The sequence below is a fragment of the Amycolatopsis sp. NPDC114478 genome (assembly GCF_055633805.1).
Map to the genome: position 1 here is coordinate 101,743 of NZ_JBVKDO010000002.1, position 14,575 is coordinate 116,317.

Sequence of the window (14,575 nt, forward strand, 5' to 3'; positions counted from 1 at the left end):
GCCCCACAGCTCGCGCCGGCGTCGGGTGGTGCGGCGGGTCCGCCCCCAGGTCACCCGCCCGGCGCCGTGAGCCGGAGGAGCGGTACCGGGTGGTGCGAGGAGCGCGGACCAGTCAGCCCGAAGGGTGCGTGTCGCGGCGGAACTGCCCCGGTGGCGGTCACGGAACCGGTTCCGTCGGTGAGATCGCAGTTAACAGCGCCGGGCTCGGCGGAGTCAAGGCTCCGGCGCGGATTCTCCTCGCCCGGACCAGTCTTCCGCGTGGTCCGTGACCGTCCGGCGCAGGGAAGTTGACATTTTACGGCTCTTTATTTATATCCTGAACTAAGAGCGTGCCGACGGCCGGGCCCCACACCCGCGCCGAAGACCACGTGAGCCGATCCGCGCCGGGGCAAGGCCGTCCCGGCGCCGGTTCGCCGTGGAGGTGCCCATGCAACGCCGCATGTCGAGGATCCGGGTTCTCGCCGTCCTCGCCCTGACCCTGGCCGCCCTGCTCACCGCGCCGGTGGCGCAGGCCGCGCCCGTCCTGCTCTCCCAAGGCCGTCCGGTGACGGCGTCCTCGACCGAGTCCGCCGCGTTCCCCGCGTCCGCCGCCGTCGACGGCGACCCCGGTACCCGCTGGTCCAGCGCGTTCAGCGACCCGCAGTACCTCCAGGTCGACCTCGGCTCCACCCAGCAGCTGTCCCAGGTCGTGCTGAACTGGGAAGCCGCCTACGCCAAGGCGTTCACGATCCAGGCGTCCGCCGACGGCGCCACCTGGAGCACCCTCTACTCGACCACCACCGCGACCGGCGGCAACCAGACGCTGACCGTCACCGGCAGCGGCCGGTACGTCCGGCTGACAGGCACCCAGCGCGCCACGCAGTACGGCTACTCGCTGTGGGAGTTCCAGGTCTACGGCGGGGGCGGCACGACGCAGCCCGGTGACGTCCTGCTTTCCTACGGCAAGTCCGGCACGGCCTCCTCATACCAGGACGACGGCGCCTGCCCCGGCTGCGTCCCGGCCAAGGCGTTCGACCACGACCCGGCCACGCGCTGGGCGACCAGCGCGACCACCGGCTGGGTCGACCCGGGCTGGATCAGCGTCGACCTCGGCGCGCCCGCCGCGATCCACCAGGTCGTCCTGCAGTGGGACCCGGCCTACGCGGTCGCTTACCAGATCCAGGTGTCGAACGACAACGCGAACTGGACGTCGATCTACTCGACCACGACCGGCAAGGGCTTCAAGGAGACGCTGACCGTCAACGGTTCCGGCCGGTATGTCCGGATGTACGGCACCGCCCGCTCCAACGGCTACGGCTACTCGCTGTGGGGCTTCGACGTCTACGGCACCGGCGGCAACCCGACGCAGCCGCCGCCCGCCCCGCCGGCCCCGCACTTCCCGGGCACGCTGGTCTGGAGCGACGAGTTCAACGGCGCCGCCGGTGCGGCCCCGGACGCGAGCAAGTGGACCGCCGAGACCGGTCCCGGCGTCAACAACGAGCTCGAGTACTACACGAACAACAACAACGCCAAGCAGGACGGCCACGGCAACCTCGTCATCCAGGTCCGCCGCGAAGCCACGCCGGGCAGCGCGTGCCCGGTCGACCCGGTCAGCGGCAGCGGCACCTGCCAGTACACCTCGGGCCGGATCAACACCGCGGGCAAGTTCAGCTTCACCTACGGGCACGTCGAGGCGAACATCAAGGTGTCCGGCACGCAGGGGCTCTGGCCCGCGTTCTGGCTGCTGGGCGCCAACTTCTTCAAAGGCACGCCGTGGCCGAACTGCGGCGAGATCGACATCATGGAGCACGTCGGGAAGTCGCCGAACCTCGCCTACTCGACGATCCACGCGCCGGCGTACAACGGCGCCGGTGGCATCGGCGCGCCGTTCGACCTCGGCCAGGACGTCTCGGCCGGCTTCCACAAGTTCGGTCTCGACTGGGACGCGTCGCACATGACCTTCTACGTCGACGGCAACGCGTTCGAGACGATCAACCGCGACACGGTCGAGAGCACGCGCGGGCCGTGGGTGTACGACCACCCGTTCTTCCTGATCCTCAACAACGCCATCGGCGGCGACTTCCCCGGCCCGCCGGGAGCGGGGACCGTGCTGCCGCAGGACATGGTGATCGACTACGTCCGGGTGTACCAGTGAAGCGGCTGGCCCTCGGCGCCGTGGTCGCGGTGGGCTTGCTCACCGTGCCGCTGTTCACCGCCCAGGCGGCCCCGGCGCTGCTCTCGCAGGGGCACGCCGTGACCGCGTCGTCGACCGAAAGCGCCGCGTTCCCGGCGTCCGCCGCGGTCGACGGCGATCCCGGCACCCGGTGGTCGAGCCTGGCGGCCGACCCGCAGACGCTGCAGGTCGACCTCGGGGCGTCGCACACGCTCAACCAGGTCGTGCTCCAGTGGGAAGCGGCCTACGCCAAGGCGTTTACGCTCCAGGCGTCGGCCGACGGCACCCAGTGGTCCACTGTGTACTCGACGACGACGGGCACCGGCGGCACGCAGACGCTGCCGGTGTCCGGCACCGGCCGGTACGTCCGCCTGACGACGACCCAGCGGGCCACCCAGTGGGGCGTGTCGCTGTGGGAGTTCCAGGTGTTCGGCGACGGTTCGGCCCCGGCGTGCGGCAGCGCGAACACCGCGCTGCGGCAACCGGCGACGGCCTCCAGCGTCCAGTCCGACGCCTTCCCTGCTTCGGCGGCGTTCGACGGGGACGGCGGGACGCGCTGGTCGAGCCTGGCCGCGGATCCGCAGTGGATCCAGGTCGACCTGGGCAGTGCACGCCCGGTCTGCGGCGTCGATCTGACGTGGGAGACGGCGTACGCGAGCGCGTACACGATCCAGCTGTCCACGGACGGCACGTCGTGGACGACGGCGGCGACCGTGGCCGGGGCAGGCGGTACCGAGCACCCCGCGGTGAGCGGAACCGCGAGGTACGTCCGGCTGAACGCCACCGCGCGGGCGACCCAGTGGGGTGTCTCGCTGTGGGAGTTCGCCGTCCACACGTCCGACAGCGCCCCGCCGACGACCACGCCGACCAATCCCGGTGGCTGCCCGTGGGTGGGGTCCACGGCGCCGGTCGCCGACCGCGTCACCCAGCTGATGGCCGTGATGACGGCCCAGCAGAAGGTGAAGGTGCTGCACGGCAACGGCGCGACCGGGCCGTACATCGGCAACACCGACGCGGTGCCGGAGCTGTGCATCCCGGCGCTCGGCCTGCAGGACGGCCCCGCCGGGGTCGGCGACGGCCTCGACGGCGTCACCCAGTTCCCGGCGCCGGTGTCGGCCGCCGCGACCTGGGACACCGGCCTGATGAACCGGTACGGCAGCGCCATGGGTGCCGAGTTCGCGGGCAAGGGCGTCGACATCGCCCTCGGCCCGACGATCAACCTGGTCCGCGACCCGCGGTGGGGCCGCAACTTCGAGACCTACAGCGAGGACCCGTACCTCGCCGGCGCGGCCGGGACCTCGACGATCCAGGGCATCCAAAGCCAGGGCGTGATGGCGCAGGCCAAGCACGCGGCGGCCTACAACGTCGAGGCCGGCGCGTCGCGCGGGACGCCGTCGGACAACGTGATCGTCGACGACCGGACGCTGCACGAGCTGTATCTGCCGGCGTTCCAGCAGGTGGCGAGCCAGGGCCAGGTCGCGTCGATGATGTGCGCCTACAACCAGATCAACGGCGTCCCGGCGTGCCAGAACAGCGGCGTGCTCACCACGGCGATCAAGCAGGACGCCGGGTGGGGCGGGTTCGTCGGCTCCGACTGGGGCTCGGCGACCGGTGGGGCCCGGCAGCTGGCCAACGGCGGGCTCGACATGGAGATGCCCGGCGGCGCGTTCTTCGGCCAGGGCCTGCTCGACGCCGTCTCGCGCGGAGAAGTCACGCAGGCGCGCGTCGACGACATGGTCCGGCGGGTGCTGACGCAGATGTTCAGGTTCGGCGTCTTCGATCGCGCCCGGCGGGGGACACCGGCGTCGGTGGTGACCAACGCGGCGAACGTGACGACCGCGCGGGACGTCGCGGCGGCCGGGTCGGTGCTGCTGAAGAACACCGGCGTCCTGCCGCTCACCGTGTCGACGAAGTCGATCGCGTTGTCCGGCGGCGACGGGATCGACCCGCAGGACATCGGCGGCGGCAGCGCCAAGGTCAACCCGTCGCCGGCGTCGGTCAACCCGATCGACGGCATCAAGGCCCGGGCCGGGTCCGGCGTCACGGTGTCCTATGTGGACGGCGCCGGCGAGCACGTCCAGACGCCGAACATCCCGGCGGCGGTCGCGGCGGCCCGCACCGCGGACGTCGCGATCGTGTTCGCCAGCTACGGCGAGTCCGAAACCCAGGACCTCGACACGATCGACCTGCAGAACCAGCAGAACGACCTGATCGACGCGGTGGCCTCGGCCAACCCGCGCACGATCGTCGTGCTCAACACCGGGTCGGCCGTCACCATGCCGTGGCTGGCCAAGGCGGCCGCGGTGATCGAGGGCTGGTACCCGGGCCAGGAGAACGGGAACGCCCTCGCGTCGCTGCTCTACGGCGACGTCAACCCGTCGGGCAAGCTGCCGATCAGCTTCCCGAAGCAGCTCGCGGACCTGCCGACGGCGAGCGTCCAGCAGTTCCCGGGCGCGAACGACCGGATCGAGTACTCCGAAGGGCTCAACGTCGGCTACCGGTGGTACGACAGCCGGAACCTCGACCCGCTGTTCCCGTTCGGCTTCGGCCTGTCGTACACGACGTTCGGGTTCTCGAACCTGGTCGTCACCCCGCAGGGTACGAACGGCACCGCGACCGTGACGGCGACGGTGACCAACACCGGCACCCGCGCGGGCGCCGACGTCGTCCAGCTCTACGTCGGGCAGCCCGCCGGCAATGGCGAGCCACCCAAGCAGTTGAAGGGGTTCAAGAAGGTTCAGCTGAACCCGGGACAGAGCCAGACGGTGTCGTTCCCGCTCACCTCGCGGGACCTAGCGCACTGGACCGGGTCGTGGACGGCGAACGCGGGCCAGTACCGCGTCTACCTCGGTGATTCCTCACGCAACGTCCCGCTGTCGGCGGCGCTGACCGTCACCTGAGTCGATTCGCGGATCACCAGGGACGTCGGGACGATCAGCGGCTCGTCCGGCTGGGGTGCCCCACCCAGCCGGGCGAGCAGCTGCCGGGCCGCCGTCTCGCCCATTTCGCGCAGGGGCTGGCGGATCGTCGTCAGCGCCGGCTGGGTGTGCGCGGCGAGGGGGATGTCGTCGAACCCGACCACGGCGACGTCCCCCGGCACCGCGCGCCCGGACTTCCGGAGACCGGCCAGCACCCCGGCCGCCGTGAGGTCGTTGTGCGCGAAGACGGCGTCGAACTCCGGGCCGGTGGCGAGCAGCTGCAGGATCGCGGCCTCCCCGCTTTCGCTCGTGAAGTCGCCTTCGATGATCAGACGCGGGTCGAGCCTCAGCCCGGCCTCGCGCACGACGTCGTTGAAACCGTTGAGGCGATCGGTGGTGCAGCCGAAGTCGCGCGGCCCGGTGACGGTGGCGAACCGCGTGCGGCCGGTGTCGAGGAGGTGCCGGGCCGCGGCCGCGCCGCCCTGCCGGTTGTCCGTGCCCACCGACGGGAACGCGGGCCGCCGGCCGCGGTCGTCGATCACCACCACCGGCAGCCCGGAGTCGTGCAGCACGCGCAGGTGCCGCACCGCGTCCGGCGGTTCGACGAGCAGCAGCCCGTCGAACGCCTTCGCCGACACCTGGCGGGAGAACTCGTCGAGGGAGTCCGCGCCGCGGTTGGCCGTCGACAGCAGCAGGCCGTAGCCCTTGGCCTCCACGACGTCGGCGACGCCCTGCAGCACCTCGCCCATCCACGGCCAGGTCAGCCCCGGCACCAGCATCCCGACCGTGCGCGTCACGCCGCGGGCGAGCCCGACCGCGCCGGCGCTCGGGATGTACCCGGTCGCCGCGATCACCTCGCGCACCCGGATCGCGGTCGCCGCGTCCACATCGGCCTTGTTGTTGAGCACCCTCGACACGGTCGTCTTGCTGACCCGCGCCCGGCGGGCGACCTCGGCGATCGTGACGCGCATCCGTCCTCCCGGGGGCCCTGTGCTGCCAAGGTACTCGCCCCGGGACCCACCGCGAACGGTGCGCGATCGATCAAGTCCGGACAGACAGCCGCGAAAGGCTCGCGTCGCCGCTCCGCCAGCGCGTCCGGACGGCCACGTACCGGGCCGGCCCGGTGTCCGCGGTCGCGTAGGTGACGCCGTCGATGCTGGTTTCGACGGTCGCGGCGGGCACGCGGCCGCGGGTCCAGGCCAGTTCGACCGCGGAAACCGCCGTCACCGCCCCGAGATCGACGACCATCCGCCCGTTGGGACCCGGCCGCCACGCCGTCGCCGGGTCGTCGTCGACGGCCGCGGCGGGGCTGGACATCCCCGGCGGCAGCGGTTCGGCCGGGAAGGTGGTCCGCCCGAGCGCGCGGTCGGGCAGCGGGTAGGGGCGGACGTCGCCGAAGACGACCGGCACGGTCCGCCGCGGCGGCAGCAGCACCGGCCGCGCGCGACCGCCGTCCGGGGTCACCGTGACGAGCACGGGCAGCAGCCCGGCCGGCGCGGTGAGGTCGACCCGGCTCGCGTCGCGGACGACCGCCTTCAGCCCGGCGGGGCCGCGCACGGTGAACCGCGGCGGTTCGATCCGGCCTTCCGCCGCGGCCAGCGCGTAGGAGATCTCCGTGCCGGTCCGGGTGACGGTCTGCTCGCCGCGGTACAGCCGGTTCTCTCCCTTGTCCCCGGGGAGGACCGCCGTGCCGCTCGCCGCGGTACCGGAGAGGTTGAGCAGCACGAGGAAGCCATCGGTGACAGTGGCTTCGACCGCGGCGGCGCCGGACGTGACCCGGCCGGACGCCTGCGCCGGGCCGGGACGCAGCTCGGCGGCGAACGGGGCGGCCGGGCCGTCGGAGAGCGTGACGCGGTCGCCGGTGACGGTGAGCGGGTTCGGGCCGGCGACGGTGATCCCGGCGCGGCCGTCGATGTCCAGCCGGCCCTTCGTGCTGCTGAGCGCGGGCACCGGGTAGGCCGCCGCCGTCGTCCACGTCAGGCCGTCTTGCGAGGTTTCGACGCGGTACTTGCGTCCGGCGGCCGCTTCCCAGCTCAGCCGGACGCGGTCGATCGTCTTCGCCGCGCCGAGGTCGACGGCGAGCCAGCTGTCCGCCCGCGGCCGGTCCGATGTGGACACTGCCCAGCGCGTCGTGGCGTCGCCGTCGTTGGCGTACTTGGCTTCCTTACCCGGGCTCGCCGAGGACGCCGACGCGGTTCCCGTGCGCGCGAGGTCCGGGCCGTCGCCGTCGCGGACTTCGAAGGCCCAGAGGGAGTAGCCGTACTGCGGGTCGGGCTGGACGCCGAGCATGCGGACGTGCCGGGCGGTGACCGGGGCGAACGCCAGGTCGTCGGTGCGGGCGCCGGCGGCCGGGGCCTGCGCCTTGATCGTCACGGAGCCTTCGGCGGCGGTGTAGGTGCGATCGCCGTCGAGACCGGGGACGCCCGGCATGACGAGGTTGTAGACGTTCAGGACGCCTTCGCCCTCGGCGACGCCGGTGCTGGCGTACACGGCGGCGCCGGTCGGGAGAGTGGCGAAAGCGGCGTACCCGGTGTCGAAGCGGAGGACGCCGACGGTGCCGTCGAAGCCGTCGCGGACCTTCGCGTAGGTGCTCGCGTGGCGTTCCTTCACGGCGATGTTCGTGGCCGGCAGCAGCATCGGGTTCGCGCCGCCGAGGACGAAGAGCCAGTCGTCGTGGTGCGGCTGCCAGGCGAACTTGACGAAGCCGGGCTTGGTGACGGTGGCCGCCCAGGCGGCGGGGGAGCGGTGGGCGAGCAGCCCGGGCCCGGTCCCGAAGTCGGCGGTCCCGGCTGCGTGGGCGTCGAACTCCTGCTTGGTCACCGGGTTGACCGGACCTTGCCCGGCCCGCCACTCGTGGAGGAGGTAGCTGATGGTGAGTTCGGCCCGGGCTTCCGGCTCGTACTTGGGCTCGCCGGAGAACTTCGTGATCCGGTCGGCGGGCGCGTAGGCCTGGTAGGGCTCGAGCCGGGCGGCCAGCTGGGCCTCGGCGTAGGCGGCGTGGCGGTCGCCGAGGACCTGGGCGCGGAAGGCGAGCGGGATGACGTCCCGGCCGTAGAGGTGTTCCCGGTCGGCGACCATCGGCATCAGCGGCTCGCCGGCGTCGCTGGTCATGAGCAGCATGGTGCGCCAGAGGAGCTCGCCGTTCGGCTGGGCGGTGAGGACCTCGGGCAGCGGCGTGCCGGCGGCGAGGAAGTGCATCGAGTTGCGGCCGGAGGTGCGCCAAAGCTCTTCCTGGTAGTGCGGCCCGAACGAGCCGTGGTTCTCGACGAGGAAGGTGTCGTAGAGGTTGGTGGTGGTGTTCGCGCTGATCGGGACGCCGTCGACGAGCCGCGGGTTGGCGAGGTCGGCGGCGGGCAGCCCGCCTTCGTTGCGGCTCCAGGTGCCGAAGGCTGCTCGCCAGTCTTTCGCTCGTGGGTCGTTCGGTGCCCAGGCGAGGGCGGGCGCGAGTGATTGGGCGTAGACGCCCATTTCTTCGAGTTTGGTGTCGCCTTGGAAGCCGCCCTTGAGGCCGTTGGGGGTCCAGCCACCGGAGGCCGGGTCGTCGTTCGTGCCGAGCGCGGTGGTGTAGGCGGCTTGCCCGGTGGTGATGCGCTCGACGTTCTGCCGGGTGGCGTCGTCGAGTTCCGTCCACAGTAGACGCGCGGCGAGCAGGAAGTACGACTGGAACGTGGTGTCGAAGAACAGCTTCCGGCCCCACTCGGTGCCGCCGGTCAGCAGGTTCGACGCGGCGAAGTGCTCGATGGTGGCGAGGGTGTGGGTCTTGAGGGTTGTCCGGCTGACGCCGGCGACGGTCTCGTCGTAGCCGGGACGGATCAGGAGAAGGGCGTTCCCGAGGACGACGGCGAAGGTGAAGTCCTTCGCGGGGTAGATCCCGGCGGCTTGGTCGAACTGCTGCTCGGCCCACCGGGTGTGCCGCAGCAGAACGCGCAGGTAGGTGGCGGCGACGGGGTCCGGCGGCCCCTGGGGTGTCGTCGCGGCCGCCGCGGTAGTCGTGACGCCCGGCAGCAGTCCCGAGGCCAGCAGGGCCGCGACGCCACCCGCGCCCACGAGGGCCTTCCGCCGGTTCAACTCGCCCATGGTCCGGCCTCCGCTCGCTGACAACCTTGTCAGCGCGGATTCTGGGACGCCCCGCCGCGGCGGGGCAAGCCCGCCGCCGGATCTCGTCCGGTTTCGGACAGCCCCTGGGTAATTCGTATAACGACCTATACCGCCGACGCCGTCGCACGCTGGCCGTCGGTCTCGTCACGACGCGGTGGGAGCAATCTCACCGCAGCCGACCCGGCGGCGCGTGTTGAGATGACAACGTGATCACGGACCCCGGCATCCTCCTCCTGCTCGTCCTCGCCGGTGTCGGAGCCGGCCTGACCGGGACCATCGCCGGGCTGGCCTCGCTCGTCTCCTACCCGGCCCTCCTCGCCGCCGGGCTCCCGCCGGTCACCGCCAACATCACCAACACCGTCGCCATGCTCGGCACCACCGCCGGAGGCGCCGCCGGCGCGCGGCCCGAACTCGCCGGCCAACGGCAGCAGATCGTCCCGCTCTGCGTCATCACCACCGTGGGCGGCGCGTGCGGCGGCCTGGTCCTCCTCCTGACCCCGTCCGACGCCTTCACCGCGATCGTCCCGTGGCTCATCGGCGCCGCTTCGATCGTCCTCATGGCCGGTCCACGGCTGCGCCGCCTGGCCGAAGGCGCCGAACACCACGGCCTGCGCCCGGTCACCGGCGTCGCCGCCTTCTTCATCGGCATCTACGGGGGCTACTTCGGTGCCGCCGCCGGGGTGCTCATGCTCGCCCTGCTCGTCTCCGTCTGGACCCAGCCGCTGGCCCGGACGAACGCCGCGAAGAACCTGGTCACCGGCTCGGCGAACCTGCTCGCCGCGATCGTCTTCGCCGTCACCGGCAAGGTCGTCTGGACGGCCGCCCTCGCCGTCTGCCTCGGCTCCCTCGGCGGCGCGTGGCTGGGCTCGACCCTCGTGCGCCACCTGCCCGCCACGCCGCTGCGCATCGGCATCGGGATCGCCGGCCTGGGGCTCGCGGCGGTACTGGCGTTCTCCTGAAAACAGGGCATGATCGGCGGGGTATCGGCGAGCAGGAGACCAGATGAGCATTGTCGGGACCAGGGTGGTCCGCCAGGAGGATCAGAACCTGATCACCGCGGGCGGCACCTACGTGGACGATCTACGGGAGGAAGCGCTTTCCGGCGCCGCGCACGCGGTGTTCGTGCGCAGTCCGGTCGCGCACGCGCGGATCGAAAGCATCGACGTCAGCGAGGCGAAGGCGGCGCCGGGGGTGCTCGGTGTGTTCACCGCGGCCGACCTCGGCCTCGATCCGCACGACGCGGGTCCGGTGAAGGAACCGTGGCTGGCCGACGGCGTGGTGCGCTACGTCGGCGAGCCCGTCGCGCTCGTCGTCACCGAGGAGCGCTACCAGCTGGCCGACGCGGCCGAGCTGGTCGACATCGACTACGACCCCCTCGACGCCGTCGCGAGCATCGACGCGGCACTGGCCGGCGAGACGCTGCTGTACCCCGACAAGGGCAGCAACGTCATGCAGGTCAACGGCGCGGAGGAGTTCGACGAGTCGATCTTCGACGGCTGCGACGTCGTCGTCACGCAGGCGATCGTGAACCAGCGCGTCGCCCCCGCGCCCCTCGAGGTCCGCGGCGCGTCGTGCGCCTGGGGCGACGACGGCCGCCTGACGCTCTGGCTTTCCACGCAGAACGCCCAGATCGCCCGCATGCAGGTGGCCATGAGCCTCGGCGTCGGCGAGGAGAACGTCCGCGTGGTCGCGCCGGACGTCGGCGGCGGCTTCGGCGCGAAGATCGGCGCGGATCCCGAGGTGACGGTCCTCGGCTGGGCCGCCAAGGAGATCGGCCGGCCGGTGCGCTGGGTCGAGTCGCGCAGCGAGAACCTCACCTCGATGACGCACGGGCGCGCGCAGCAGAACACCGTGACCATCGGCGGCAAGCGCGACGGCACCGTCCTCGCGTACCGCCTCGACGTCGTCCAGGACGCCGGCGCCTACCCGCGGACGCTGTTCCTCCCGACCTTGACCGAGCTGATGGCGGTCGGCGTCTACCGGTTCCCGAAGGTGGAGACGCGCAGCCGCGCGGTCGTCACGAACACGACCCCGATCGCGGCCTACCGCGGCGCGGGCCGCCCGGAGGCGACGGCCGCGGTCGAGCGCGCCATGGACGTGTTCGCGGCCGAAATCGGGCTGGACCCGGGCGAGGTCCGCCGGGCCAACTTCATCCGGCCCGACGAGTTCCCGTACCAGACGCCGACCGGCGCGTCCTACGACACGGGCGAGTACGCGGCGGCGCTGGACAAGGTCCTCGAGACCGCCGGGTACGCCGAGCTGCGCGCCGAGCAGAAGCGGCGCCGGGAGGCGGGCGACCACGTCGAGCTCGGCCTCGGGATCGCTGCCTACGTCGAGATCACCGGCGGTGACGCGGGCGGCGAGAGCGGCCGCGTCGACATCCACCCGGACGGCTCGGTCGTCGCCTGGACCGGCAGCTCCCCGCACGGCCAGGGCCTCGGGACGTCGCTGGCGATGCTCCTGTCCGACCAGCTCGGCGTGCCGCTGGACAAGATCACCGTTCGCCACGGGGACACCGACGAGGTGCCGAAGGCCGTCGGCACGTTCGGCTCCCGGTCGCTGCAGCTGGGCGGTTCGGCGATCCGCCAGGCCGCCGACGAGGTCATCGCGCAGGCCCGCGAACTGGCCGCCGAACTGCTCGAAGCCGCTCCGGAGGACCTCGAGCTGGACGTCGAGCGCGGCGTCTGGCAGGTCCGCGGCGCGCCGTCGAGCACGGTGCTCAGCTGGGCGCAGGTCGCCGAGACGGCGGGCGGCGGCAAGCTCACCGCCGACGTCTGGTTCGGCGGCGGCAAGCCGACGTTCCCGTTCGGCGCACACCTCGCCGTCGTCGAGGTCGACACCGAGACCGGCAAGGTCGAGCTGCGGCGCATCGTCGCCGTCGACGACGCCGGCCCGATCGTCAACCCGCTGACCTTCCGCGGCCAGCGCCACGGCGGGCTCGGCCAGGGCGCCGCGCAGGCGCTCATGGAGGTCGTGACCTACGACGAAGACGGCAACCCGACCACCGCGACGCTGGCGGACTACTCGTTCATCACCGCCGTCGAGCTGCCGGACTTCGAGCTGGTCGACATGGCCACCCCGACCGACCGGAACCTGCTGGGCGTCAAGGGGATCGGCGAAGCCGCGACGATCGGCTCGACGCCCGCGGTGCACAACGCCGTGGTGGACGCGCTTTCGTCCCGCGGTGTGAAGCACCTGGACATGCCCACGACCCCGATCCGGGTCTGGGCCGCACTCGAAGAGGCTGCGTTTCGGGGGTTCCGGGTGGCGGAGCCCCCGGCCCGGGGCGAAGCCCCGGTTGATACAGCTGGGAAGGGAAGCGCGCGGTGAAGGTTTCGATCGAGGTCAACGGGCGCCCGGTGGCCGAGGAGGTGCCGGACCGGACGCTGCTGGTGCACTTCCTGCGCGACAACGCCGGGCTGACCGGCACGAACATCGGCTGCGACACGACGTCGTGCGGCGCCTGCACGGTGCTGCTCGACGGCGAGTCGGTCAAGTCCTGCACTGTGCTCGCCGCGCAGGCCGACGGCCACGCCGTCACGACGGTCGAGGGACTGTCCTCTTCGGACGGTGGGCTGCACCCGGTGCAGCGCGCGTTCCGCGAGCAGCACGGCCTGCAGTGCGGGTTCTGCACGCCGGGCATGATCATGGCGTCGGTGTCGCTGCTGGCGGACAACCCGAAGCCGACGCGCGACGAAGTACGGGCCGGACTTGAGGGCAACCTCTGCCGCTGCACGGGGTACCACAACATCGTCAGCGCCGTGATCGACGCGTCCGGCCAGGAGGTGGACCGGTGATCCCGGCTGCGTTCGAGTACCAGCGAGCGTCCACAGTGGACGAGGCGCTGGGTCTGCTCGCCGCTCACGGCGACGACGCCAAGGTCCTGGCGGGTGGCCATTCCCTGCTGCCGCTGATGAAGCTGCGGCTGGCGGCCCCGGAGTACCTGGTCGACATCGGCCCGGTCGACGAGCTGCGGTACGTCCGCCTCGACGGCGACGACGTCGTGATCGGCGCGTTGTCCCGTTACAGCGACCTTTCGCGGGACCCGGTGCTGCTGGAGCACGCGCCCCTGCTGGCGCACGTGTCGGCTTCGGTGGGCGACCGGCAGGTCCGCCACCGCGGCACGATCGGCGGCTCGCTGGTGCACGCGGACTCGGCGGCGGACCTGCCGGCGGCGATCCTGGCGTCGGACGCGGTCCTGGTCGCGCGCGGCCCTTCGGGTGAGCGCCGGATCCCGGCGTCCGAGTTCTTCCTGGGCCCGTTCACGACGCCGCTGGAGCCGACGGAGCTGCTGATCGAGGTCCGGCTGCCGCGTCAGACGGGCATGGGCTGGGGCTTCGAGAAGTTCACCCGCCGCGCGATCGACTGGGCGATGGTCGGGGTCGCGGTCGTCGGCGGCCGGGTCGGGCTGGTCAACATGGGCGGCGTCCCCCTGCGGGCGACGGCCACGGAGTCGGCGTTGGCGGCGGGGGAGTCCATCGCCGCGGCGGCCGCGCTTGCGGCGTCGGACACGAACCCGCCGGACGAGCCCCACGCGACGGCGGAGTACCGCCGCCACTTGGCCCGGGTGCTCACACGGCGTGCGCTGACGTCCGCAAGCTGACGTTGCCGATCACCGGCGCCCCTCGCGGCGCCGGTGATCGCGACGGCCGATTCCCGCCAGCTTGGCATTTGTGCGTTGGGCAGGATCGAGGGCGTGAAGACTTCTACGCACACGCCCATCGAGCCCGGCATCCTCTATTTCGGCACGCCGGTCGTGCTGATATCCAGTGACAACGAGGACGGTTCGGCCAACCTCGCGCCGATGTCATCGGCTTTCTGGCTCGGGTGGCGCGCCGTGCTCGGGCTCGGTGCGCGGTCCAAGACCACCCAGAACCTGTTGCGTACGCGCGAGTGCGTACTGAACCTGCCTTCGGATGCGCTGGCCGCCGCGGTGGATCGGCTGGCGTTGACCACCGGTTCCGATCCTGTTCCGGCGGGGAAGGTGAAGCGGGGGTATTTCCATGTCGCGGACAAGTTTTCCTGTGCCGGGTTGACTGCTGTTCCGTCCGAAACCGTTTCGCCGCCTCGGGTGGCCGAGTGTCCGGTTGCCATGGAGGCCGTTGTCGAGGCTGTGCATCCGGTTGCTGAGGAGGATCCTGCTCAGCGTGGGGGGATTGTGGCTGTCGAGGTTCGGGTTCAGCGGGTTTTCGTGCATGACTCGATCCGGGTTCCTGGTAGTCCCGATCACATCGATCCGGATGCCTGGCGGCCGTTGATCATGAGTTTTCAGAAGCTTTATGGTCTTGGTCTGCAGGTTCATCCTTCTACGTTGGCCCGAATTCCCGAGCGGTTGTATCGGGGGCCTGATATCGAACGGGCTCGTTGGGTTGTCGGGTCTCGTGGTTGAGTTTTACTGATACGGCTG

9 protein-coding genes are annotated in these 14,575 nt (G+C 71.7%); 7 read left to right on the top strand and 2 right to left on the bottom strand.

Translation table 11 applies throughout. The features are described from left to right. Positions 1 to 427 precede the first annotated feature (427 nt). Both ACZ7OH_RS05130 and ACZ7OH_RS05135 read left to right on the top strand, forming a co-directional pair. Positions 428 to 2,134: a discoidin domain-containing protein gene (locus ACZ7OH_RS05130; RefSeq protein WP_470279682.1), complete on the top strand. Its 1,707-nt coding sequence runs from the start codon at positions 428 to 430 to the stop codon at positions 2,132 to 2,134. Then, positions 2,131 to 5,052, top strand: coding sequence for a glycoside hydrolase family 3 C-terminal domain-containing protein (locus ACZ7OH_RS05135; protein ID WP_470279683.1), 2,922 nt, complete (start codon positions 2,131 to 2,133; stop codon positions 5,050 to 5,052). Before ACZ7OH_RS05130 ends, ACZ7OH_RS05135 begins: the two co-directional genes overlap by 4 nt. On the opposite strand, the gene ACZ7OH_RS05140 is transcribed toward ACZ7OH_RS05135, so the two are convergent. Together ACZ7OH_RS05140 and ACZ7OH_RS05145 are read right to left on the bottom strand one after the other, a co-directional pair. Next, positions 4,995 to 6,041 carry a LacI family DNA-binding transcriptional regulator gene (locus tag ACZ7OH_RS05140; protein WP_470279684.1) on the bottom strand — a complete coding sequence of 349 codons (1,047 nt, stop codon included), beginning with the start codon at positions 6,039 to 6,041 and terminating at the stop codon, positions 4,995 to 4,997. The genes ACZ7OH_RS05135 and ACZ7OH_RS05140 overlap by 58 nt on opposite strands. A gap of 70 nt (positions 6,042 to 6,111) precedes the next feature. Beyond that, on the bottom strand, positions 6,112 to 9,147 hold the full coding sequence (locus ACZ7OH_RS05145; protein WP_470279685.1) for a discoidin domain-containing protein: 3,036 nt from the start codon (positions 9,145 to 9,147) through the stop codon (positions 6,112 to 6,114). Positions 9,148 to 9,374: 227 nt separating this feature from the next. Here ACZ7OH_RS05145 and ACZ7OH_RS05150 point away from each other — a divergent pair, with 227 nt between their 5' ends. The 5 genes from ACZ7OH_RS05150 (at position 9,375) to ACZ7OH_RS05170 (ending at position 14,557) form a co-directional block, all read left to right on the top strand. Next, positions 9,375 to 10,127, top strand: coding sequence for a sulfite exporter TauE/SafE family protein (locus tag ACZ7OH_RS05150; RefSeq protein ID WP_470279686.1), 753 nt, complete (start codon positions 9,375 to 9,377; stop codon positions 10,125 to 10,127). 43 nt (positions 10,128 to 10,170) lie between these two features. Then, positions 10,171 to 12,498, top strand: coding sequence for a xanthine dehydrogenase family protein molybdopterin-binding subunit (locus tag ACZ7OH_RS05155; RefSeq protein ID WP_470279687.1), 2,328 nt, complete (start codon positions 10,171 to 10,173; stop codon positions 12,496 to 12,498). After that, positions 12,495 to 12,965, top strand: coding sequence for a (2Fe-2S)-binding protein (locus tag ACZ7OH_RS05160; protein ID WP_400909132.1), 471 nt, complete (start codon positions 12,495 to 12,497; stop codon positions 12,963 to 12,965). The genes ACZ7OH_RS05155 and ACZ7OH_RS05160 overlap by 4 nt, the downstream gene beginning before the upstream one ends. After that, the gene (locus tag ACZ7OH_RS05165) at positions 12,962 to 13,771 is read left to right on the top strand and encodes an FAD binding domain-containing protein (protein ID WP_470279688.1); all 810 of its coding nucleotides are present in this window, start codon (positions 12,962 to 12,964) and stop codon (positions 13,769 to 13,771) included. Before ACZ7OH_RS05160 ends, ACZ7OH_RS05165 begins: the two co-directional genes overlap by 4 nt. 93 nt (positions 13,772 to 13,864) lie before the next feature. Continuing rightward, entirely contained in the window at positions 13,865 to 14,557 is a 693-nt protein-coding gene (locus ACZ7OH_RS05170) for a flavin reductase family protein (RefSeq protein WP_470279689.1), read from the top strand. Positions 14,558 to 14,575: the final 18 nt, after the last annotated feature.

Excerpts from the sequence above, each read along its gene's own strand:
- ACZ7OH_RS05130 (WP_470279682.1), top strand. The coding sequence starts at position 428 with ATGCAACGCCGCATGTCGAGGATCCGGGTTCTCGCCGTCCTCGCCCTG.
- ACZ7OH_RS05140 (WP_470279684.1), bottom strand. The coding sequence starts at position 6,041 with ATGCGCGTCACGATCGCCGAGGTCGCCCGCCGGGCGCGGGTCAGCAAG.
- ACZ7OH_RS05145 (WP_470279685.1), bottom strand. The coding sequence starts at position 9,147 with ATGGGCGAGTTGAACCGGCGGAAGGCCCTCGTGGGCGCGGGTGGCGTC.
- ACZ7OH_RS05155 (WP_470279687.1), top strand. The coding sequence starts at position 10,171 with ATGAGCATTGTCGGGACCAGGGTGGTCCGCCAGGAGGATCAGAACCTG.